15 protein-coding genes are annotated in these 18,488 nt (G+C 66.1%); 8 read left to right on the forward strand and 7 right to left on the reverse strand.

The window, feature by feature from the left end; all coding sequences use genetic code 11:
- Positions 1-34: 34 nt before the first annotated feature.
- The 3 genes from EPN51_RS14660 to EPN51_RS14670 all read right to left on the reverse strand — a co-directional run bounded on the left by EPN51_RS14660 (position 35) and on the right by EPN51_RS14670 (position 4,361).
- Positions 35-613, reverse strand: a complete 579-nt coding sequence (locus EPN51_RS14660) for a hypothetical protein (protein WP_293044071.1) — start codon at positions 611-613, stop codon at positions 35-37.
- Positions 614-705: 92 nt separating this feature from the next.
- Entirely contained in the window at positions 706-1,704 is a 999-nt protein-coding gene (locus tag EPN51_RS14665; protein ID WP_293043773.1) for an NAD(P)H nitroreductase, read from the reverse strand.
- 317 nt (positions 1,705-2,021) lie between these two features.
- Positions 2,022-4,361: a heavy metal translocating P-type ATPase gene (locus tag EPN51_RS14670; RefSeq protein ID WP_293044073.1), complete on the reverse strand. Its 2,340-nt coding sequence runs from the start codon at positions 4,359-4,361 to the stop codon at positions 2,022-2,024.
- Between the two features lie 336 nt (positions 4,362-4,697).
- Here EPN51_RS14670 and mgtA point away from each other — a divergent pair, with 336 nt between their 5' ends.
- A complete protein-coding gene (mgtA, locus tag EPN51_RS14675) occupies positions 4,698-7,322 on the forward strand; it encodes a magnesium-translocating P-type ATPase (RefSeq protein WP_293044075.1) in 2,625 nt (874 codons plus the stop codon).
- Positions 7,323-7,465: 143 nt separating this feature from the next.
- Here mgtA and EPN51_RS14680 read toward each other — a convergent pair whose 3' ends face one another.
- Both EPN51_RS14680 and EPN51_RS14685 read right to left on the reverse strand, forming a co-directional pair.
- Positions 7,466-8,332: a hypothetical protein gene (locus EPN51_RS14680; RefSeq protein WP_293043775.1), complete on the reverse strand. Its 867-nt coding sequence runs from the start codon at positions 8,330-8,332 to the stop codon at positions 7,466-7,468.
- 14 nt (positions 8,333-8,346) lie between these two features.
- A complete protein-coding gene (locus EPN51_RS14685; protein WP_293044077.1) occupies positions 8,347-9,576 on the reverse strand; it encodes an acyl-CoA dehydrogenase family protein in 1,230 nt (409 codons plus the stop codon).
- Positions 9,577-9,792: 216 nt separating this feature from the next.
- Between EPN51_RS14685 and EPN51_RS14690 the strand changes: the two genes are divergently transcribed.
- The 3 genes from EPN51_RS14690 (at position 9,793) to EPN51_RS14700 (ending at position 12,288) form a co-directional block, all read left to right on the forward strand.
- On the forward strand, positions 9,793-10,599 hold the full coding sequence (locus tag EPN51_RS14690; RefSeq protein WP_293043777.1) for a thioesterase family protein: 807 nt from the start codon (positions 9,793-9,795) through the stop codon (positions 10,597-10,599).
- A 62-nt stretch (positions 10,600-10,661) separates the two neighbouring features.
- Entirely contained in the window at positions 10,662-11,180 is a 519-nt protein-coding gene (locus tag EPN51_RS14695; protein ID WP_293043779.1) for a nuclear transport factor 2 family protein, read from the forward strand.
- A gap of 7 nt (positions 11,181-11,187) precedes the next feature.
- Positions 11,188-12,288, forward strand: a complete 1,101-nt coding sequence (locus EPN51_RS14700) for an NAD(P)-dependent oxidoreductase (RefSeq protein ID WP_293043781.1) — start codon at positions 11,188-11,190, stop codon at positions 12,286-12,288.
- On the opposite strand, the gene EPN51_RS14705 is transcribed toward EPN51_RS14700, so the two are convergent.
- On the reverse strand, positions 12,285-13,262 hold the full coding sequence (locus tag EPN51_RS14705) for an NAD-dependent epimerase/dehydratase family protein (RefSeq protein ID WP_293044079.1): 978 nt from the start codon (positions 13,260-13,262) through the stop codon (positions 12,285-12,287). The genes EPN51_RS14700 and EPN51_RS14705 overlap by 4 nt on opposite strands.
- Positions 13,262-14,233 (reverse strand): aldo/keto reductase, encoded by a 972-nt coding sequence (locus tag EPN51_RS14710; RefSeq protein ID WP_293043783.1) that lies wholly within the window; start codon positions 14,231-14,233, stop codon positions 13,262-13,264. The genes EPN51_RS14705 and EPN51_RS14710 overlap by 1 nt, the downstream gene beginning before the upstream one ends.
- A gap of 83 nt (positions 14,234-14,316) precedes the next feature.
- Here EPN51_RS14710 and EPN51_RS14715 point away from each other — a divergent pair, with 83 nt between their 5' ends.
- The 4 genes from EPN51_RS14715 to EPN51_RS14730 all read left to right on the forward strand — a co-directional run bounded on the left by EPN51_RS14715 (position 14,317) and on the right by EPN51_RS14730 (position 18,488).
- Complete coding sequence (locus EPN51_RS14715) at positions 14,317-15,651, forward strand: acyltransferase (protein WP_293043785.1); 1,335 nt, start codon at positions 14,317-14,319, stop codon at positions 15,649-15,651.
- 173 nt (positions 15,652-15,824) lie between these two features.
- On the forward strand, positions 15,825-16,130 hold the full coding sequence (locus EPN51_RS14720) for a hypothetical protein (RefSeq protein WP_293043787.1): 306 nt from the start codon (positions 15,825-15,827) through the stop codon (positions 16,128-16,130).
- Between the two features lie 222 nt (positions 16,131-16,352).
- Positions 16,353-17,024, forward strand: a complete 672-nt coding sequence (locus tag EPN51_RS14725) for a TetR/AcrR family transcriptional regulator (RefSeq protein ID WP_293043789.1) — start codon at positions 16,353-16,355, stop codon at positions 17,022-17,024.
- A 669-nt stretch (positions 17,025-17,693) separates the two neighbouring features.
- Positions 17,694-18,488: an ABC transporter permease gene (locus EPN51_RS14730; RefSeq protein ID WP_293043791.1), complete on the forward strand. Its 795-nt coding sequence runs from the start codon at positions 17,694-17,696 to the stop codon at positions 18,486-18,488.

Raw genomic sequence — 18,488 nt, forward strand, 5'->3', positions numbered from 1 at the left:
CAGCTGTGCATAGACGTTTATGTCCAGAAAGATGTCAACGCTGGTTTGCCCGGCCGCCATCGTCCTGGAGGCTCCTGATCTCGTGTTCCCACTGAGCGTCGCGTGCGCGATCGAGCCGCGAACGGATGCCGGTGACAAATGACGCCGTGGCGAGACCCAGCGCCAGCACTATCGTCAGGGAGGTTCCCAGCGCGCCGGTCAGCGCTCGCCAAGCCGGAGTTGGCGGGTCCACCGGATTACCACCGTCGTCGATCCAGATTCGGACGTGCTGACCCACTTTGGTTGCGGTGATGAGACCGATCAAGCCATTGCGGTCGCCGCCTGCGACCGGCCAACTCGCTTGTACGACAGAATGATCCACACTATCGATTCCGGTGGCGGTGACCGTTGCCACTACCGCATGTCGCTGGCTCGCTTCCCGCACGTACTGACTGTGACGCGCCCCGTAAACCACGGTGCCTGCGACACCGGCTACGGGGAGCGCGACCAGCGAGACGACGAGTGCGATCAACACCACCACGGCTTCGATTCGATCGGCGCGACGGAGCAGCGGATTGCGACCGAAGACGCGGGCGATCCGCCAGCAACGTGGATCTAACATGAAGGTCTCCATCACAACTCCCCTGAGCCCCAATGGCTACGACGCCTCACTGATATCGCCGGTGTCCACCACTCCGTCATCCGAAGTCCTGCGCAGAGCGCAAACTACTTTGCCGTGATGGGTTCGCGGTCGACCACCCATTCGACGAAATCGGAGAGTTCGCGTCGCGGCGTCGACGGGAGTGGGTCGGCGTTGATCGGCGACCAGCCGACCCGAAGCAACATCTGCGGATAGCTGCAGGCGCCGAAGATCTCGGTGCGCACCGCCTCCCGTGTGTCGGCAACTTCCAAGGGTTCGGTGACCGGGCAACTGGCCAGGCCCATCGATGTCGCGGTCAACAAGACGATGCTGGTGGCCTCGCCGGCTCGTAGCCGGGCCAGCCTGTCGTCGCTGCGGGTCCCAAGCGCAAGCAGCACCGCGTTGTCTTCGGCAGCAGACGATCCCGGTGGCATCATCAGCGCAGGGCCGGCGAACAGGCGGCCCGGAATTTTTGCGGTGGGATCGGATTGTGGCGTATTCCGCGCCGGAACTCCGGTCACCGACGCGTGGCGGCCGCTCCACGCGGCGAGCTCGGTAAGGTAATCGTGATTCATGTGATCCCAGACCGATTGGGTCACGATCTCGTGCAGTTTATCGGTGTCTTCGACTTGGCATAGCATCACTCCATTGCGGGCAGCCCGGGCGGCCATCAGCCCGATGTCGCCTACGGGTACCGGCCAGGAATTGTAGTGGCGCCGGTCGGTTCGCCGCCGCGGTATCGCCGCGGCGAGCGCGATATCAACGGGATCCGCAGTGGAGCGCGACAATTCGATCGCGGCAAGGTGACTGGGTTCGGCCGGGTTAGGGAATCGGGTCACCTTGGCCTGCCACCCCACCGCCGCGAAAGCGACGACGCAGTGATTGAGCACCGCACCACAGCTCAAAATCAGGTCGCGGCCATCGGGATCGGTGTTCGGCAGTTGCCGGTCATCATCAGAGTAAAGATGCAGGCTTTCGTGACCCACGAGCCATCGCCACGGTTGGGTGTTGTGCACGGACGGGGCGCGAGACCCCAGAGCCAGTACCGTCCGAATGGTGCCCTCATCGGGAAAATGCTTGCTCATTTCACTGGGCCCTTCCGTCGTGTGGTCATGTCAATGCTCGTCTGTTCGCACCGGCTGCGCGAGGGGATCATGTCCCGACCTGCCAGGGACTTTGTGCCACTAATCCGGGGATCACAGCAGGTCGCGGGCAACCTACGCGGCGACAGCAGCGGCGACATCCACCGGCAGCTGATTACCGATCGCGCGGGCGGTCATCCTTCTCGCCAGACCCGAGTCCCAACACCGAGGGCACTTCGGCCCACGAGTTCCCCACCGACCCGAGCCGATGATCGTAAATGGTCCCCACCTCAGTTGGCCTCGCCTGATGTTGTTGCCGCTCAGCGCTTTTGGGTAGGTTCGGGATCGTCCTCCGCGAGAACGAAGTAGCTTTCTTCCTCCTGGAGGAAGTGCAGCCGCAGGAGCGTGTAGAGACCGTAGAGGCACGCGAGTAGGTCATCGACCTGATCGGGCTGGATCGCTCCGGCCGCCTGCGCGAGGGCTAGATGCGTGGCGATGCGATCGGAGAGACGCTGAATCTCGGCGTGGGTACGACTCATGGTCGCGGTGGCTTCGCTGCCCAGAGGGCGCGCCAGCGCCGGGTAGAGCTGACTTTCCTCGGCGTGTTCATGGGGCAGAATCCGTTCGACCAGCAGAGCATGCGCGGCGGTCAGGGATTCCAAGTCTGTGAGATCCGGGCCGGCAACCAGTCGATCCGCGCTGTCGCGCAGTAGGCCGAGGGTATCGCGTAGCTCCTCGTGTTCGGCGGCGAAGCGGTGCAGCATCTCTTCGGTGCCGGCGGTCAAAGGCTCCTCCGCGCCAGGGCTGCCCCGCAGTGCTCGCAGCGCATTGAGGATCACCGCGACGTCAATACCTTCCTGTAGCAACGCGCCCGGGGCTGGCGGCAGCCAGCCCAGTGTGGCAACCACCATGGCCGTCAGGGACAGTCCCATGCCGATAACCGCGCTCTGCACGGCAATGCGCCGAGACCAGCGGGCGATGTCCATCGCGTCAGCGAGTCGGTCGATGCGATCCGTGGTCAGCACGACGTCGGCGGCCTCAGAGGACGCGGTCGCGCCACGCGCGCCCATCGCCACACCGACGGTGGCTGCGGCTAACGCGGGAGCATCATTGACGCCGTCGCCCACCATGACCGTCACCGCGCGACCGCTTTCGGCGCGCACCGCAGCGAACTTGTCGGCCGGGGTCTGCTCCGCGTACACCTCGTCCAGCCCCAAGATCGCGGCGATTTCGCGGGTCGGCTCGGGTCGGTCACCGGTGAGCATGATCAACCGATTCAGCCCGGCCTCGCGCAACCGCCGCACAGTGCGCGGCGCCTGGCGGCGCAGCGGGTCACGTAACAAAATCGCACCCGCCGGCCGGTTTTTGATGCAGACCCAGGCGATGGCTGCGCTGTCGAGGCGTGCGCGATTGAGCACCGTTCGTGCCCACGCGCCGGTCAGCGCGTCATCCGGTAGTTTGCCGACGGTGACGCGACTCCCGCCGACGGTCGCTGCCACACCACGACCCGGCTGTTCGACGACGTCGGTAGGCAGCGACAGCTCCAGACCCCGGCGCAGGGCCTCGGTGACGATGGCCTCCGCCAGCACGTGCGGCGAAAGCTGGTCCGCCGAAGCGGCCAGCCGCAGTATCGAAGTCGCATCGTCGTCGGGGGTGGCCAACACATCGACGACCACCGGCCGTCCCATCGTCATGGTTCCGGTCTTGTCCATCACCAACGTTGTCGCGTGACCGAGGTTCTCCAATACGCCACCGCCCCGGATGACGACGCCGGCACGGGATGCCCGGGACAAACCGGAGACGATTGCGACCGGTGCAGCCAGCAGCAACGGGCACGGCGTAGCCACCACCAGCACCGCGACCGCCCGCACCGCCGATCCGCTGACCAGCCAGGCAGTTGCGGCAAGCAGCAGCGCCAGCGGCAGGAACCAGGCCGCGTAGCGGTCGGCCAGCCGCACGATCGGAGCATTCTCTGCGCAGGCTTGCTGAGCCAAACCGACGATGCCTGCGTACGTGCTCTCGGCGGCGGTTGCGGTGGCGCCCAGTTCAAAAGCACCGCCGGCGTTGATGACACCGCTGCGGACCGGTTCACCAACGCCACGCTCGACCTGCAGCGGTTCGCCGGTAAGCACCGACTCATCCAGCACGGCTATGACGTCGGTGATCCGCCCATCGACCGGCACCACCTCGCCGGGGCCGACCACCAACACATCACCGACAGCCACCTCCCCCAGCGGAATCACGCTGACCTGCGTTCCCACCCGTCGGCGAGCGAAGCGCGGCGCACGCTGAAGGAGAGCCCTCAGATCGTGTGAGGCACGGCGTTCGGCCGCCGCGTCCAGCGCGCGGCCACCCGTCAACATCACGGCGATCAGTGCGCCGGCAAGGTACTCGTGAACCAGCAGACAGCCGATCAGCGACATCAGCGCAATGAGATCGACGCCGCCGCGTCGCCGGCGCAATGCCGACACCACCCACACCGTGGCCGGCACGACGGCGATCACCGTGCCGGCGATCCAGCAGCCATCGGCCACCCCGCGCCAGTCGCCCAGCCACGCGATCCCCCCGGCGGCCAAGGCGCCCACCGTGCCTGCCACCAAAACCGGTTCGACCCAAGGCCGTACCCGCGCGATCTGACGGCCGGCCGCGTCGTACACCATGAAATCTTCCTTCCCGCCCCGGAAATCTCGTTGCTCGTCGAGGGCAAAGCCAGGCTCGTTGACGGTCACAGGCATCCCAGCTCAGTCGATCAGTCATGGGTTTGCGGCGCAAGTGCCGCAATGCCTGCCGCCACGGGTCTTTGGACCCCGCCGAGCAGGCGGCGGACCCCTAAGGCCTTTGTGCCCTACGGCACCGGGTTGTCACCCTGACAATGTCGTCGTGGGAAGGAGGCCGTCGATGTCTGGTCGGGGCCGGCGGGCCGCCGAGGCCGCCACGGCACGAACGGCAGCGCCCGCTCTCGCGGGGTCGACCCGGCCGGGAGTTGCACCGTGGCCATGAAACCGAGCGTCACCGACGAAGCCGATCGGCGGCTGCTGACCGCCCGGCAGGCCGTCGGCGCTTCGGCCGATCAGGTCCTCGGTCTACTGGATAGCTCAGCGGACGGCCTATCGAGCGCCGAGGCCGCGGCGCGACTAGCGCGGGTCGGCCCCAACGCGGTGCGCACCCATCACGTCAAAGCGCTTGCGGTGCTGGGGCGCCAGCTGCGCAACGCCGTGCTGATCCTGCTGGCCGGCACCGCCATCGTGTCGTACTTTCTCGGTGATTCGATGCAGGCCGTCATCATCGGCATCATCCTGGTTGCCAGCATCGGATTGGGGTTCTTCAACGAGTACCGCGCCGAGCGGGCCGCCGCGGCCCTGCACTCGCGGATGCGCCACACCGCGGTGGCGCGCCGCGACGGCCAATTCGTCGCTCTGGACGTCACCGCGTTGGTTCCCGGCGACGTCATCCGGTTGACGCTGGGCGACGCCGTCCCCGCCGACGTGCGGCTGCTCGAGGCAACCGGACTGGAGTGCAACGAAAGCATCCTGACTGGTGAGTCGATGGCTTCGGAGAAGTCGCCGGACCCGGTGGCCGCTGATACCGATCTGGCCGACTGCACGGATCTGGCTTTCATGGGCACCATCGTCAGCGCCGGTGAGGGCGTCGGTGTAGTGTACGCCACCGGCCGAAACGCCGAATTCGGCCGCATCGCAGCCGGTTTGGGTGAACGTCAACCCGAAACAGACTTCCAGATCGGGCTGCGCCGCTTTTCGTATCTGTTGCTGCAGGTTGCGGTCGCGCTGACCGTGCTTATCCTGGCCAGCAACCTGCTGCTGCGCAAGCCGCTGATCGACTCGGTGCTGTTCTCACTGGCTATTGCCGTCGGCATCACGCCGCAACTGTTGCCGGCGGTGGTCAGCGCCAGCCTGGCCACCGGATCGCGGCGGCTGGCCAAGGCCAAAGTACTGGTCAAGCGGCTGGTGTGCATCGAAGACCTCGGCGATATCGACATCCTCATCACCGACAAGACCGGCACCCTGACCGACGGCCGTATCAGCTTGGTTGACGCCCTCAATCCCGCAGGCGCACACAGTGATTCGGTGTTGCGTCTGGGGCTACTGGCCTGCGACGTCGACCTCGCCGACGGCGGGGCAAGCCCCAACCCCATGGACACCGCGCTATGGGAGTCCCCCAACGCCCAGTCAATTGTGGGCGCGGCCAAGCGGGTGGCGTTGCTGCCCTTCGACCACGTCCGGCGCTCGACGTCGGCCCTGATCGACGACGGCGCCAAACGCATCCTTGTAGTCAAAGGAGCTCCCGAACAGGTGCTGACCCGCTGCCCGATGACCGACGCGGCCGCCGCCGACACCCTGGCCGGGCTGTTCGCCGCCGGCCGCCGCGTGGTGGCGGTCGCGGCCAAACCCGCCCCCGACCTCACCGCGATCAGCGCCGACGACGAAACCGACCTGATGCTGGCCGGGTTCCTGGTATTCGCCGACGAACCCAAGGCCGCCGCCCGACAGTCCCTGACCGAATTGGCCGCTCTGGGCATCGAACTCAAGATCGCCACCGGCGACAATGCCCAGGTGGCCGAAAAGGTGTGCCACGACCTCGGATTGGAATCCAAGGGCACCATCACCGGCAGCCAGCTCAACGGCCTGGGCGATGACGAGTTCGCCGAAGCGGCAGTGAACCACACCATCTTCGCGCGCATCTCACCTGAGCAGAAGGCCCACCTGATCACCGTCGCGCGTCGCACCGGGCGCTCCGTGGGCTTTCTGGGTGATGGCGTCAACGACGCGCTGGCACTGCATGCCGCCGACGTCGGTATCTCCGTGGACACCGCCACCGACGTCGCCAAGGACGCCGCCGACGTGGTGTTGCTTGAGAAAGATCTCGGGGTGCTGGCCACCGGGGTGGCCGAGGGCCGGCGGATCTTCGCCAACACCATCAAGTATGTGCTGATGGGCACGTCCAGCAACTTCGGCAACATGTTCTCCGCGGCGGCCGCCTCGGCGCTGCTGCCGTTTCTGCCGATGCTGCCCAGCCAGATCCTGCTCAACAACCTGCTCTACGACAGCTCACAGTTGGCCATCCCGACCGACCGGGTCGACGACGAACAACTACATGCCCCCTCACACTGGAACGTCGCGTTCATTCGCCGGTTCATGCTCTTCTTCGGCCCGATCAGTTCACTGTTCGACTTCATGACCTTCGGCCTGATGCTCGGTGTTCTGCACGCCGGGCCCGTCGAATTCCGCACCGGCTGGTTCGTGGAATCCCTTGCCACCCAGACCCTGATCATCTTCGCCATTCGCACCCGTAAGGTGCCATTTTTCCGCAGTCGGCCGAGCCGATGGCTGGCCGTCACCAGCCTTTCGGTGGTGGCGATCGGCGCGCTGCTCACGGTGTCCCCCCTCGCGCGCGCCTTGGGCTTCACCCCGCTGCCGTGGCAGTTCTTCGGCGCCCTCGGCGCGTTCGTGATCATCTACCTGGCCCTGGTGGAGCTGGCGAAAAAGGCGTTCTACTCCGAACCGATGCGGCTGCTCGACCGGCCGCACCGCACCCGTGAATACGCGCACCGCATCCACCGTCGCGCAGCCCGCTTCTCCCACGCCGGTGCTATCAACTCCTAGACGAACGAAGCGGCAGGCGGTGGCGGCTACAGGTAGGGACACCGACGCTCGCTTGACGTCTGCTTCGTGATGCTGCGAGACAGCAGTGTCGGTGGCCGTCGTGCGGGGTTATGCCCCCACCCGATGCGGCCGCCGAATCCGGCTCAGCCGACGATGTCGAACACCGCCGCCGCAGAGGTGACGGCCTTGGCGGCGTTTCCCTCGTCGTGCAGCAGCATCCGCACGCCGACGCGTCCGGGCCCGCCCGGATGCGCGGTGCCCTCGACCCGGAAGGGACCCACCTTGCCGCGGGACATGAACATCACATGCCAGCTGACGACCTGCAGCTTTTTGGTTCCCGCGACCTCGGCGGCCAGATCGATTGCGGCGGTCTCGAGAACGACGTGCTGGGGTCCGATGTGCAGCGCTGCATCCGGTGACGCGAGTTCGGTGCTGAGTTCGGGCAGTATCCAATGGCCGTCGCCGCGACGGCTGGCACCGAAGGCCTGCCACAGCGGAGGTAGGTCGGAAGAGTCCTCGATCACCAGCTCCGTGCCCGAAACATCCATTCTGTCCAGGCCTTCGGGCGGGATGCCGATGATCGCTCCCTGCCCCTCGTTGAACGCGATCACCCGGTTCGGGTTGTCGGCGTCGACGATGGTGCATCGCCCGTAGCCCATGGTGCGGCCCTGGTGCACGATGCCGGACCCGACGATCTCGACCCGTGTGACGTCAAAGCCGGGGTCGACGATCTGTACCGACGCGATGACCGGATTGGGCACCGCGACCATGTCGGTCTGACAGCCCTCCGGGGAGGAAATGGCCAACGGCGCCACCATGATTCCACCCGCTTCGTTGCGCATGTCGCGGCGGATGGTGACGGTGTCGTCGGCCTCGCCGATATTCATCGACGAGTGTTTGCGGCCGATGTAGCGGTAACTCAGCAGGCCGGTCCAGCGGCGGTACAGTTCATCGCGGTAGGCGTCGGAGTCTCCCACCAACTCTCGGATGTCACGAAGTCGGTCACTCAATTCCGTTCGCCTCCTTAGCTTTTGCCGCGTCGCACCTGGTTGAACGGCACGCCGCGGTCGTCGGCGCGCTCCCGTGGAAAGTTCAGCACCCGCTCGCCGATCACGTTGCGCGCCATCTCGGTGGTGCCGCCGCCGATGCTGGCGGTCTGCCGGCCCAGATAGCGCGTCCCGATGTCGAGCAGCCCGCCGTCGTCCTCGACCACGGCCGATGTCCCCGTGACGGCAAGGGCGGTGTCCGTTTCGACGTCGTGGACGGCGGCCATCGATAGCCGGATGATCGATCCGGCGGCCGGCGGCAGGGCGCCGCCGGCCACCGCGTGGAAGACGTGCTCGCTGAGCTGACCGTGGACGGTGCGGTGGACCAGAGCGCGCCCGATCATCTGCCGGACGCGTTCACTGTCCTGCTGGTTCGTCTTGTCGACCAACGCCAGCAGGTCGACCAAAATATCTTCGGCCTCAGCGATTCCGGGTCCGCTGGTGTACTCCGAACCGTCGCCCATGCAGCGCCGCTCGTGATAAAGCTGCCGCGACGCGACCTCCCACCCCCTACCCGGTTCGCCGACGACGGCGTCATCCCCCACGTCGACGTCGTCGAAGAACTCCTCGCAGAACTCGATCGAACCGTTGACCTGCTCGACGCGGTTGATCGTGATTCCGGGATGCCGAAGCGGCACCAGGAACATCGTCAGCCCGTCGTGCTTGGGTACATCCCAGTTGGTCCGGGCCAGGCAGAGCCCGTAGTCGGCGGCGAATGCCCAGGTGCTCCAGGTCTTGGCGCCGTTGATGATCCATCGCCCATCCCGGCGGTCGGCGCGGGTGATGACGCCCGCCAGGTCCGATCCGCCGCTGGGCTCCGACAGCAGTTGTACCAACACCTCGTCACCGCGTAGCGCGGCCGGGATGTGGGTGCGCTTTTGCTCCTCGCTGCCCGTATCGAGAATCGTTGCGCAGCAGATGCCGAAGGACGGGACGTTGAGTAGCAGCGGCGTCTCGTACGCGAGGGACTCGGCGTCAAATGCCTTCTTGTATTCGTAGCTCAGCCCGAGCCCCCCGTATTCGCGCGGGAAACAGATTCCGGCAAATCCGCCCTCGTACAGGAGCTTCTGCAACTCGCGAGCGCGGTGCCACGCCGGCGGCTGATCTCGCTCCAGCAGCGCCGCGGTGGCCGGATCGCGTCGTGGCATGTTCGCGGCCAGCCACGCCCTGGCCCGGCTCCGGAATTCCTCGACCGACTCGGAAGTCAACGGATGGCCTCTCATTCGAGCGTCGACCTTGTGCTGGGCGACTGTACAGCAACTGTTGTGCGGGTGGGACGGCAGGGCGTCCGGTCGTGCGCGGCGACCCCGTGGCAGGCGCTGAGATCGGTGGCGAGTAGTCTGCCGACGACTCGTGCCGGAGCGTGCGGTGAATTGTTCGGCTGGGCCTCACGGCGCTCCACGTTCTGGCAATCAAGGACCGACATGACTGACCCACATCCCTTCGACGAAGCCATCCACCTCGACGCCGTCAGCGTGGACCTCAGACGCGGTCGCACGCACCCGGAGTGGGCCAACATGGTCGGACCGTTCGGCGGGATCACGGCCGCCGCCATGCTTGCCGCCGTCGAAGGGCGCCCCGATCGCATCGGGGAGCCGCTCGCCTTGACCGTCAACTTCACCGCACCGATCGACGACGGCGACTTCGACATCGCGCTTCGGGCCGCGCGCACCAACCGCACGAACCAGCATTGGATTGTCGAGCTCAGCCAGGACGGGGTGGTCAAGACCACGGCCACCGCGGTCTTTGCGATCAGGCGCGAGAGCTGGGCCGACACGGAAGCTCGGGCGGCGAGCGCCCCGCCGCCCGAGCAGGTCGCCGCCGGCGATCCGGGCTTCGTTGCGTGGACGGGCCTCTACGACATGCGGTTCGTCGAGGGTGCGATGGCCGGCGCGGACGGGCAACCGAGCCCGTCATCGACGACCACCTTGTGGGTCCGCGACAAAGCGGGACGCCCGGTCGACTACCCGGCGCTGGCCGCACTGTGCGACATCTTCTACCCGCGGGTGTTCCTGCGGCGAGGTGGCTTCATCCCGTCCGGGACGATCTCCTTGACGACGTACTTCCACGCCGATCAGCAGCAACTCGGCGCGCTGGGCGACGACTTCGTGCTGGCCACCGGCCACGCCAACCGCTTCGCCGGTGGCTACTTCGACCAGAGCGCGCAGCTATGGGCGCGGGGTGGCGGGCTGCTGGCCTCCTCACATCAGATCGTCTACTTCAAAGGCTGACAGGTTTACACTTCGCCAGTGAAACGTCACGCCAAGTCGCTTACGGAAAGAATCGAGCCGCAATGACAGAGCGCGCGGAAAGCCTGGTCGCCGGCACGCTGCCGTCGATCGAATCCATCAAGCAGCTCAAAGCGCGCTACTGCCGCTACCTGGACACGAAGGACTGGGCGGCCTGGCGAACGATCTTCGCCGACGACTTCGTCAGTGACACATCCGAGGCGGGCGGCAAGGTGATCGCCGGCGCCGACGACTTCGTGGCGTTCACCCGCCAGGCACTCGGCCGCCCCACCCAACCCACCTCCCACCAGGTACACACACCCGAAATCGAGCTCACGTCGGCGACGACGGCGCGCGGGATATGGGCGCTGCAAGACGTCGTGCGTTTCGGGCCCGGGGTAACCCTGGTCGGCTATGGCCACTACCACGAGACCTATGAAAACATCGGTGGTCGGTGGCTTATCAAGAGCTCCAAGCTAACTCGACTCCGCGAGGACATCGTGACCCCACTATTCTCGATCTATGCGTCCCCCCGAATCCGCACGGCGATCGGCAAAATGGCCGGCCGGCTGATGGATCAGTGACGCGCCCATGACTGTCAACACCGTTCTGGTCACCGGCGCATTCGGCCAAATCGGCAGGCGCTGCACGCAAACCCTGCTCGACCGGGGGCGCACCGTGATCGCGATGGATCTGCGCAACGACAAGACCGTCGCCGTCGAACGAGCACTGATCGCCGCCGGGCACCCGGGGACGCTGGTTCCCGCCTACACCGATCTGCTGGACGCCGACGCGGTGCGTGATCTGGTCGCCGCCCACCGGCCTGGAGCCATCGTTCACCTGGCCGCCGTCGTCTCCCCACCGTCGTATCGCAATCCCGGCCTGGCCCGGTGCGTCAACGTCGGTGGCACCGAAAACCTGTTGGCGGCCTGCGCCGCACTCCCCCGCCCGCCGCTGTTCCTCATGGCGTCCAGCGCCGCGGTGTACGGATCGCGGAACCCCTTCCGCCAGCCCGAGCGGATCACCCCGGACACCCCGGTCAACCCGATCGATCAATACGGACAGGACAAAGTGCTTGCCGAGGCGGCGATCCGCGCCAGCGGCCTGCCCTACGCGCTCTACCGGCTCGCCGGCGTCATCTCGCCGGACACCCAGGCCGGCATCAACGGTGACTACCTCACGCTGATGCGTTCGATGCCGAGCGACAACCGCATTCATGCGGTGGATGCGCGCGACGTGGCGCTGGCCTTCGCCAACGGCGTCGACCGCGAAGCGACCATTTCCGGCAAGGTCTTGCTCATCGGCGGTAACGAAACGTACGTGCTCCGACAGCACGTCCTGCAAGACGACATCATGACCGCAGCCGGCCTGGGCCCGCTCGGCCCGTCGGCCGGCCTGCCCGGCGACCCGGGCGACGACCGCGGCTGGAGTTTCACCGGCTGGTACGACACCAGCGAAGCGCAGGCGCTGCTCGACTTTCAAGAGCACGACTGGCAGCAGACCGTGGCCTGGCTGGCCGAGTCGCAGGGCCCCATGCGCATCGTGCTGCGGCTGCTCGGCCCGATCTTGCGCCCGGCGCTGCGTGCCATCCTGATGGTGCAGCGCCGGCTGGAGGGACGCGGCCCCTACGCTGACCCGTGGGCATTGATCGAAAAGAAGTACGGCACAGCGGCATTGGCCAGCATCGACTAGCGCGACGCGAAGAAGACCGCGGCCTTGCGGATCGAGTCCTCGACGGGTTCCGGCGTCCATCCCAGTTCACGGGTGGCCTTGCCGTGGTCCAGCGGCGACATCAACTCGGCCATCCGTATTCCCGCATAGGCGAACGGCAAGTCGCGCCGCGACAGTCTCGCCGCCAGGTCGTTGATCCGCGCCCCGGCGCGCAGCACCGACATCGGGATACCGATGCGTGGCGGCCGTCTGCCGACGGCGGTGGCCGCGATCTCGTGCAACTCCCGGACGCTCATGTACCGGTCGGAGATGATGTATCGTTCGCCGTTGCGTCCGTGCTCGGCGGCGAGAAGCATTGCCCTGGCGGCGTCTTCGATACCCACCACCTCGGCCGAGTAATCGAAATAGAACGGGAACCGGCCCTTGGCGACCAGGGCGATCAGCGAGCCATGCGGGGTCGGCGCCCAATCCCCCGCGCCATAGGTGGTGGAGATACACATCGCGACGCCGGGCAGCCCCTTGTCGCGTGCATACGACAGCAGCAGGTCTTCGCCCGCCACCCGCGCTTCGATGTACGCGCCGCCCTGATCCCAGTTGTGCGGGTCGGATTCGGTGACCGGTCTGCTGTCGCTGATCGCCAAAGCACCCGTGGTGCTGGTGTATACGAATCGCTTCAAGTCGGCGTCCAGGGCCGCGTCCAATACGTGTCGCAAGCCCTCGACATTGGTGCGGAACAGCGGCGCCGCGTCACGCAGCCACATTCTGGCGTCGACGACGCAGTAATAGACGACATCGCAGCCCGCCATCGCGGCGCGCAGGGCGACGTCGTCGAACACGTCGCCGTAGCAGCGCTCGACATCGAGATCGTCGATGCCCGCGGTGGAGCTGGTGCGGCGCAACATGACTCGCACGTCTTCGCCGGCCGCCACCAACTGTCGTGTGACGTGCGATCCCAGGAACCCGCTGGCGCCGATCACCAGTTTCTTGCCGGCCACTAGCGGTCGATCCATGCCATTTGCGCCTCGGCGTGGTGCCCACCCACAGGTCGGGTGAGGCGATCGAGCCGCGCCAGTTGGGCGGCGGTCAGTTCTAGCGCATCGGCCCCGACGTTTTCTTCCAGGCGCGTGACGCGTTTGGTGCCCGGGATCGGCACGATGTCAGAGCCTTTCGCCAGCAGCCAGGCCAACGCGACCTGAGCCGCCGTCGCGCCGGCTTCGGCGCCGATGTCGCGCACTTCGTCCGCGCAGCGCAGGTTGTGCTCGAAGTTCTCGTCGAAGAAACGCGGATTGGTCTTTCGGTAGTCGGTGTCCGGAAGCTCCCCGGTGGAACGGACGGTCCCGGTGAGGAAGCCGCGGCCCAGCGGTGAGTAGGCGACAAACCCGATTCCCAGCTCGCGCAGCAACGGCAATATCGCCTCTTCCTGGTCGCGTGTCCACAGCGAATACTCCGATTGGACGGCCGTGATGGGGTGCACGGCATGCGCGCGGCGGATGATGTCCACGCCGACTTCGGAAAGACCGATGTGCCGGATCTTCCCGGCCGCGACGAGCTCGGCCAGCGCCGAAATCGTGTCTTCGATCGGGGTCTGGCGGTCGAGGCGGTGCTGGTAGTACAGATCGATGTGGTCGGTCGCCAGCCGTCGCAGCGAACCGTCCACGGCGAGAAGGATATTGGCGGGGCTGCTGTCGAGTCCGTCACGGCCGGTATGCGAGATGAGACCGAACTTGGTGGCCAGCACCACCCGGTCCCGCCGGCCCCGCAGGGCGCGGGCCAGAAGTTCCTCGTTCACGTAGGGGCCGTAGACCTCGGCAGTGTCGATCAGGGTGACACCGAGGTCGATGGCGCGATGAACGGTACGGATCGATTCGGCGTCGTCGCTGCCGGCGCCGGCATAGGCGACCGACATTCCCATCGCCCCCAGGCCCAGGCAGCCGACCTCCAGGTTGGCGAGGCGAGCTTGTTTCATGGAGTCATTGTGCGCCCAGCGACTTCACGCCACGGGACGGGTACCGTTGCGCGGGTGCACCGCATCAACCTTGCCGCGATCCGATGGACGACGTAGCGGCTGCGCGACCGGCCCGCAATCTGGCGGTGGACTTCTACCGCGCGTCGGGCGTGGTGCTCATCGTGCTGGGCCATTGGCTGGCCGGTTCGGTGACCTACCGCGACGGGCAATTCGGCCGCGAGAACCCACTGCTCGACATGCCCTGGACACAATGGCTGACGTGGATTTTCCAGGCGGTCCCAGTGTTCTTCTTCGTCGCCGGTTACGCCGGAGCCGTGTCCTGGGCCCACCGCCGCGACGCCGACAGTTTCTCGCGCCAGGACTGGATTCGGCACCGGCTGGCTCGGGTGCTGGGACCCACTGCGGTCTACGTCGCGCTGGTTTCGGTGATCGTGGTGGCCCTGCAGGCCCGACAGGTACCGGGCACGGTGCTCGAGTACGCGGGCTGGGCGGTCGCCATGCACCTGTGGTTCCTCGCCGTGTACGTGCTGGTGGTGTCACTGACACCCATTGCCGTTGCGGCACAGAACCGTTGGGGTCTCATGGTGCCGGTGGTGCTGGCCGCAGGGGTCGCGCTGGTCGACGCCGTCTCGCTCGGGGGCCATGTCCCCTATGTCGGCTGGCTGAACTATCTGCTCTGCTGGGGCCTGCTCTACCAGCTCGGGATCGCTTGGCACGGTGGGCTGTTGGCCGGCCGCAGACCGGTGCTGCTCGCCGCCGGTTCGACCGTCGCTCTGGCGCTGCTGATCCGAGTGGGACCGTATCCGGTCAGCATGATCGGCGTTCCGGGCCAAGCGATCGAGAACACGACGCCCCCCACGATGGCGATGATGGCGTTCGCGTGTGCCCAAGCCGGGTTGGCGATGGCATTCGCGGCGATGCTCGACCGGGTCCTACACCACCGGCCGGTGCAGCGCGTGTTGTCGACCGCCAACAACAACGTGATGGCCCTCTACCTTTGGCACATGATTCCCGTTGTGATCGTCGCGATCGTCGCGTATCCGGCCGGGCTGATACCGCAACCACCCGAGGGCTCGGCGGCGTGGTGGCTGGTCCGGTTGGAGTGGATCACCATCCTCAGCGTGGTGACGGCGACGCAAATGCTGCTGTTGTGGTGGCAGCGGCGGTTCTTCGCGGTTCCGCTACCCACGTTCGGCCTGCCGCTCGGTGATCGCTGGGCCGAGGCGACCATGCTGACCGGTGCCGTCCTGGCCGCCGTTGGACTGCACCTCTTGGCCCAGGGCGGCTTCGCACCGGACGGGCGATTCTCGTGGCCGGCCGCGGGCGTGTTCTTCGCCGGGGCGGTGTTGGTGGCGGTGCGGCCCAGATCCCCGTCACCCGTTACCGTCCCCAGTTCGCGGCGTCGTCCGAGCGCGTAACGGTGGACCGGTCGTCGCGAACGGCGGGGGAAGCGACTTACGACCCCTTGACAGGGGCCCTAGGGCCCTGTTCGTGGTGATATTCGGCGAGAAACGTTTCCGGCAAAGCCTCGGATTACGTGAGCAGTTGAGCCTAGGCTAGACGGAGACACCCTCGCTAAGGGAGTACACAGATGTCACACGCTACGCTCCACACCAGCCACGGCCCTCGGCATCGCTCGCAGGATGCCCAGCTCTTAAAGGAGTCCGGGGTCCACAAGCTCGTCATCACGGACCGCGACGGCAACTGCTTGGCCTTCGTATTGGCTTGGGACAGCTTCGAGTACGACGCCGAGACGGATACCTTTGTATGCGTCGCCGACGGCGACGGCAGAGAGCTCATGACCGTGTACACCGCCGGTGAGATAAAGCCGGCGGCCAATGCGAACACGTATGTCGTAACCGCGCCGGAGAGATTCGGTGGCCCCAGGGCGCTGTAGCCCCGGCTGACCCCGTCGGACCGACCTGCTCGCAGCGGCTTCTCACACGCCGTTCTGGACGGCAGGTCGAAGGGTTTCGGGACCCGATCGCCGGAGGCGCCAACGGCACTGCGGCTTCACGCGGCCGGCGTCACCCAATACCTGTCGCCCAGCTCATGGGATCTTGACATCGCGAAACTTATGATAGACCGTTCGTACGGTTAGTTTGAGCGAAGGTGAAAGATGCCCCGATCGCCAGGTAGGCGTGGCGAGATTTTCGACGCGTTTGTCCGCTATGTTGCCGAACGCGGCTACGACAGAACGAATATGGGTGACATCGCCGATGAGCTTGGCATGTCGAAGGGCACCATCGTTCATCACTTCGGGACCAAAGTGCAGATGTTGCGGGAGCTCGAGGAAACCCACCTTGTCCGCCAACTCGATGCGCTACAGATGGCATGGGCACGTCTCCCCGCGCCGCACGAGCGGATCGCCGCAATCATTTACGCCTCCGCGCTGCTGCAAGTGGTGGCCCGCGATGCGACGGTGGCGAGCCAGCGCGAGGTGGTCCAGTTGTTCGATGACCCGGCCATGCATCAAGTGCGAAAGTTGCGCCATCAATTGCAGATCCTCGCGATTGACGAGATCCGCAACGGGATAGCGAGCGGCGTGTTCCGTGGCGTCGACGCCGAACTGGCCGCGCTGCAGCTGTGGGGATCGCTGCAATGGATGTGGGTGTGGTTCGATCCCGCCGGTTCCCGGACGCCCGAACAAGTCGGGGCGGCCTTCGTCGACGTGTTCCTCGGCGGACTGCTGCTCGACCGTCTGGGCCTGCGCAAGTGGGCGGACCCTTCCGCGGACGTCGTCTCGGTGGTGCGCGAATGCCTCACCGCGGTCACGACTCCCCTAGATTGACCGTATAGCCTCGAACACCTTACGCGGAAAGGGATTTGGGCTCCTACCACGTCCCGCGTGAGGCGCTTGGCCCCTCCTTAGCCGACCTCGCCGAGCGCAAATCACAAAGGCGTTAATGACTGTACGGACGGTCGGTCTACATACCACAGGCCTCCCTGTCGACGCGTTTTGGTACGGACCGAGACTCAGGCGATCACAGCTCAAAATGCCTGGTAACAGAGCGGATACCCCGGCGCAGGCCAGATGATGCCCGCGGCGTTCCTGGTGGCGCACACGCCGACAACCCAAAGTTATTGACTGACCGTACGGTCTAATGCCATAGTTACCGCGTGGCGCAAACGAGGACGGCATGGAGTTGAAAGCACGGTCCCGGAGTGCCGGTCGGGGGGATCACCTGGTCGACGGCCGTCGGGAACGAGGCGATGCGGCACGCCGCGCCGAATTCGGAGCATTGTCGAACCGGAACCTGGGGCTAAGAACCCCGAAGTTGTCGTCACTCGAGCAATGTTCGAAACGCTTTGCGGTACAGCGATTCCCGCAATATAACCGCTCGACGCGCCGGGGGTTGAATCGGAATCGAGATCTTCATCCCGCAACTGTGCGCGATCCGCTCGGACAGTCAGCGCAGACCTTGCGACTCGTCGGATCGTCACGTCAGGGGCAGCACGGATGACGACCTCGCACCTGTTCGCCAGCAAAGTAGGCCAGAGAATTCGTCCGGGTGCGGAAGTGGCCGGAGGGTTCTTCCGGATGTGTGTACTCACGGGCAAAGCCCTCAAGGAGCCCTTCGAATGGCGTGAGTTCATCGTGAACGGCTGGTTCCTCATGCGGGTGTCGCTGTTGCCCACTATCGCGGTGTCCATCCCGGAGACCGTGCTGCTCATTTTCACGCTCAATGTCCTGCTGGCCGAGTTCGGTGCCGCCGACGTCTCCGGTGCCGGCGCCGGCATCGGTGCGGTCACCCAGCTCGGCCCGATTGTGACCGTGCTGGTGGTCGCCGGCGCAGGGGGCACTGCCATCTGCGCCGATCTCGGTGCGCGGACCATCCGCGAGGAGATCGATGCGCTCGAGGTGCTCGGCATTGATCCGATCCATCGGCTGGTGGTGCCCCGCGTCATCGCCTCCACAGTCGTTGCGGTCCTGCTCAACGGTCTGGTGATCGGCGTGGGTCTGGGCGGCGGCTACCTCTTCAGCGTGTACCTGCAGAACGTCTCGAGCGGTGCCTACCTCTCCACGCTGACGGCGCTCACCGGCTTGCCCGAGGTCGTGATCGCGTTCGTCAAGGCCGCGATATTCGGGCTGATCGCCGGCCTGGTCGGCTGTTACCGGGGGCTGATCGTTCGCGGTGGGTCCAAAGGTTTGGGCACCGCCGTCAACGAGACGGTGGTGCTCTGCTTCATCGCGCTGTTCGCGGTCAACGCGGCACTGACCACCATCGGCGTCCGGTTCGGAACGGGCCGCTGA

This window comes from Mycobacterium sp., assembly GCF_004298145.1.
In the GTDB taxonomy this organism is placed as follows: Bacteria; Actinomycetota; Actinomycetes; order Mycobacteriales; family Mycobacteriaceae; genus Mycobacterium.

Coding starts and splice junctions, on each gene's coding strand:
- EPN51_RS14660 (WP_293044071.1), bottom strand. CDS start 613: ATGGAGACCTTCATGTTAGATCCACGTTGCTGGCGGATCGCCCGCGTC.
- EPN51_RS14665 (WP_293043773.1), bottom strand. CDS start 1,704: ATGAGCAAGCATTTTCCCGATGAGGGCACCATTCGGACGGTACTGGCT.
- EPN51_RS14670 (WP_293044073.1), bottom strand. CDS start 4,361: ATGGTGTACGACGCGGCCGGCCGTCAGATCGCGCGGGTACGGCCTTGG.
- mgtA (WP_293044075.1), top strand. CDS start 4,698: ATGAAACCGAGCGTCACCGACGAAGCCGATCGGCGGCTGCTGACCGCC.
- EPN51_RS14690 (WP_293043777.1), top strand. CDS start 9,793: ATGACTGACCCACATCCCTTCGACGAAGCCATCCACCTCGACGCCGTC.
- EPN51_RS14695 (WP_293043779.1), top strand. CDS start 10,662: ATGACAGAGCGCGCGGAAAGCCTGGTCGCCGGCACGCTGCCGTCGATC.
- EPN51_RS14700 (WP_293043781.1), top strand. CDS start 11,188: ATGACTGTCAACACCGTTCTGGTCACCGGCGCATTCGGCCAAATCGGC.
- EPN51_RS14710 (WP_293043783.1), bottom strand. CDS start 14,233: ATGAAACAAGCTCGCCTCGCCAACCTGGAGGTCGGCTGCCTGGGCCTG.
- EPN51_RS14715 (WP_293043785.1), top strand. CDS start 14,317: ATGGACGACGTAGCGGCTGCGCGACCGGCCCGCAATCTGGCGGTGGAC.
- EPN51_RS14720 (WP_293043787.1), top strand. CDS start 15,825: ATGTCACACGCTACGCTCCACACCAGCCACGGCCCTCGGCATCGCTCG.
- EPN51_RS14725 (WP_293043789.1), top strand. CDS start 16,353: ATGCCCCGATCGCCAGGTAGGCGTGGCGAGATTTTCGACGCGTTTGTC.
- EPN51_RS14730 (WP_293043791.1), top strand. CDS start 17,694: ATGACGACCTCGCACCTGTTCGCCAGCAAAGTAGGCCAGAGAATTCGT.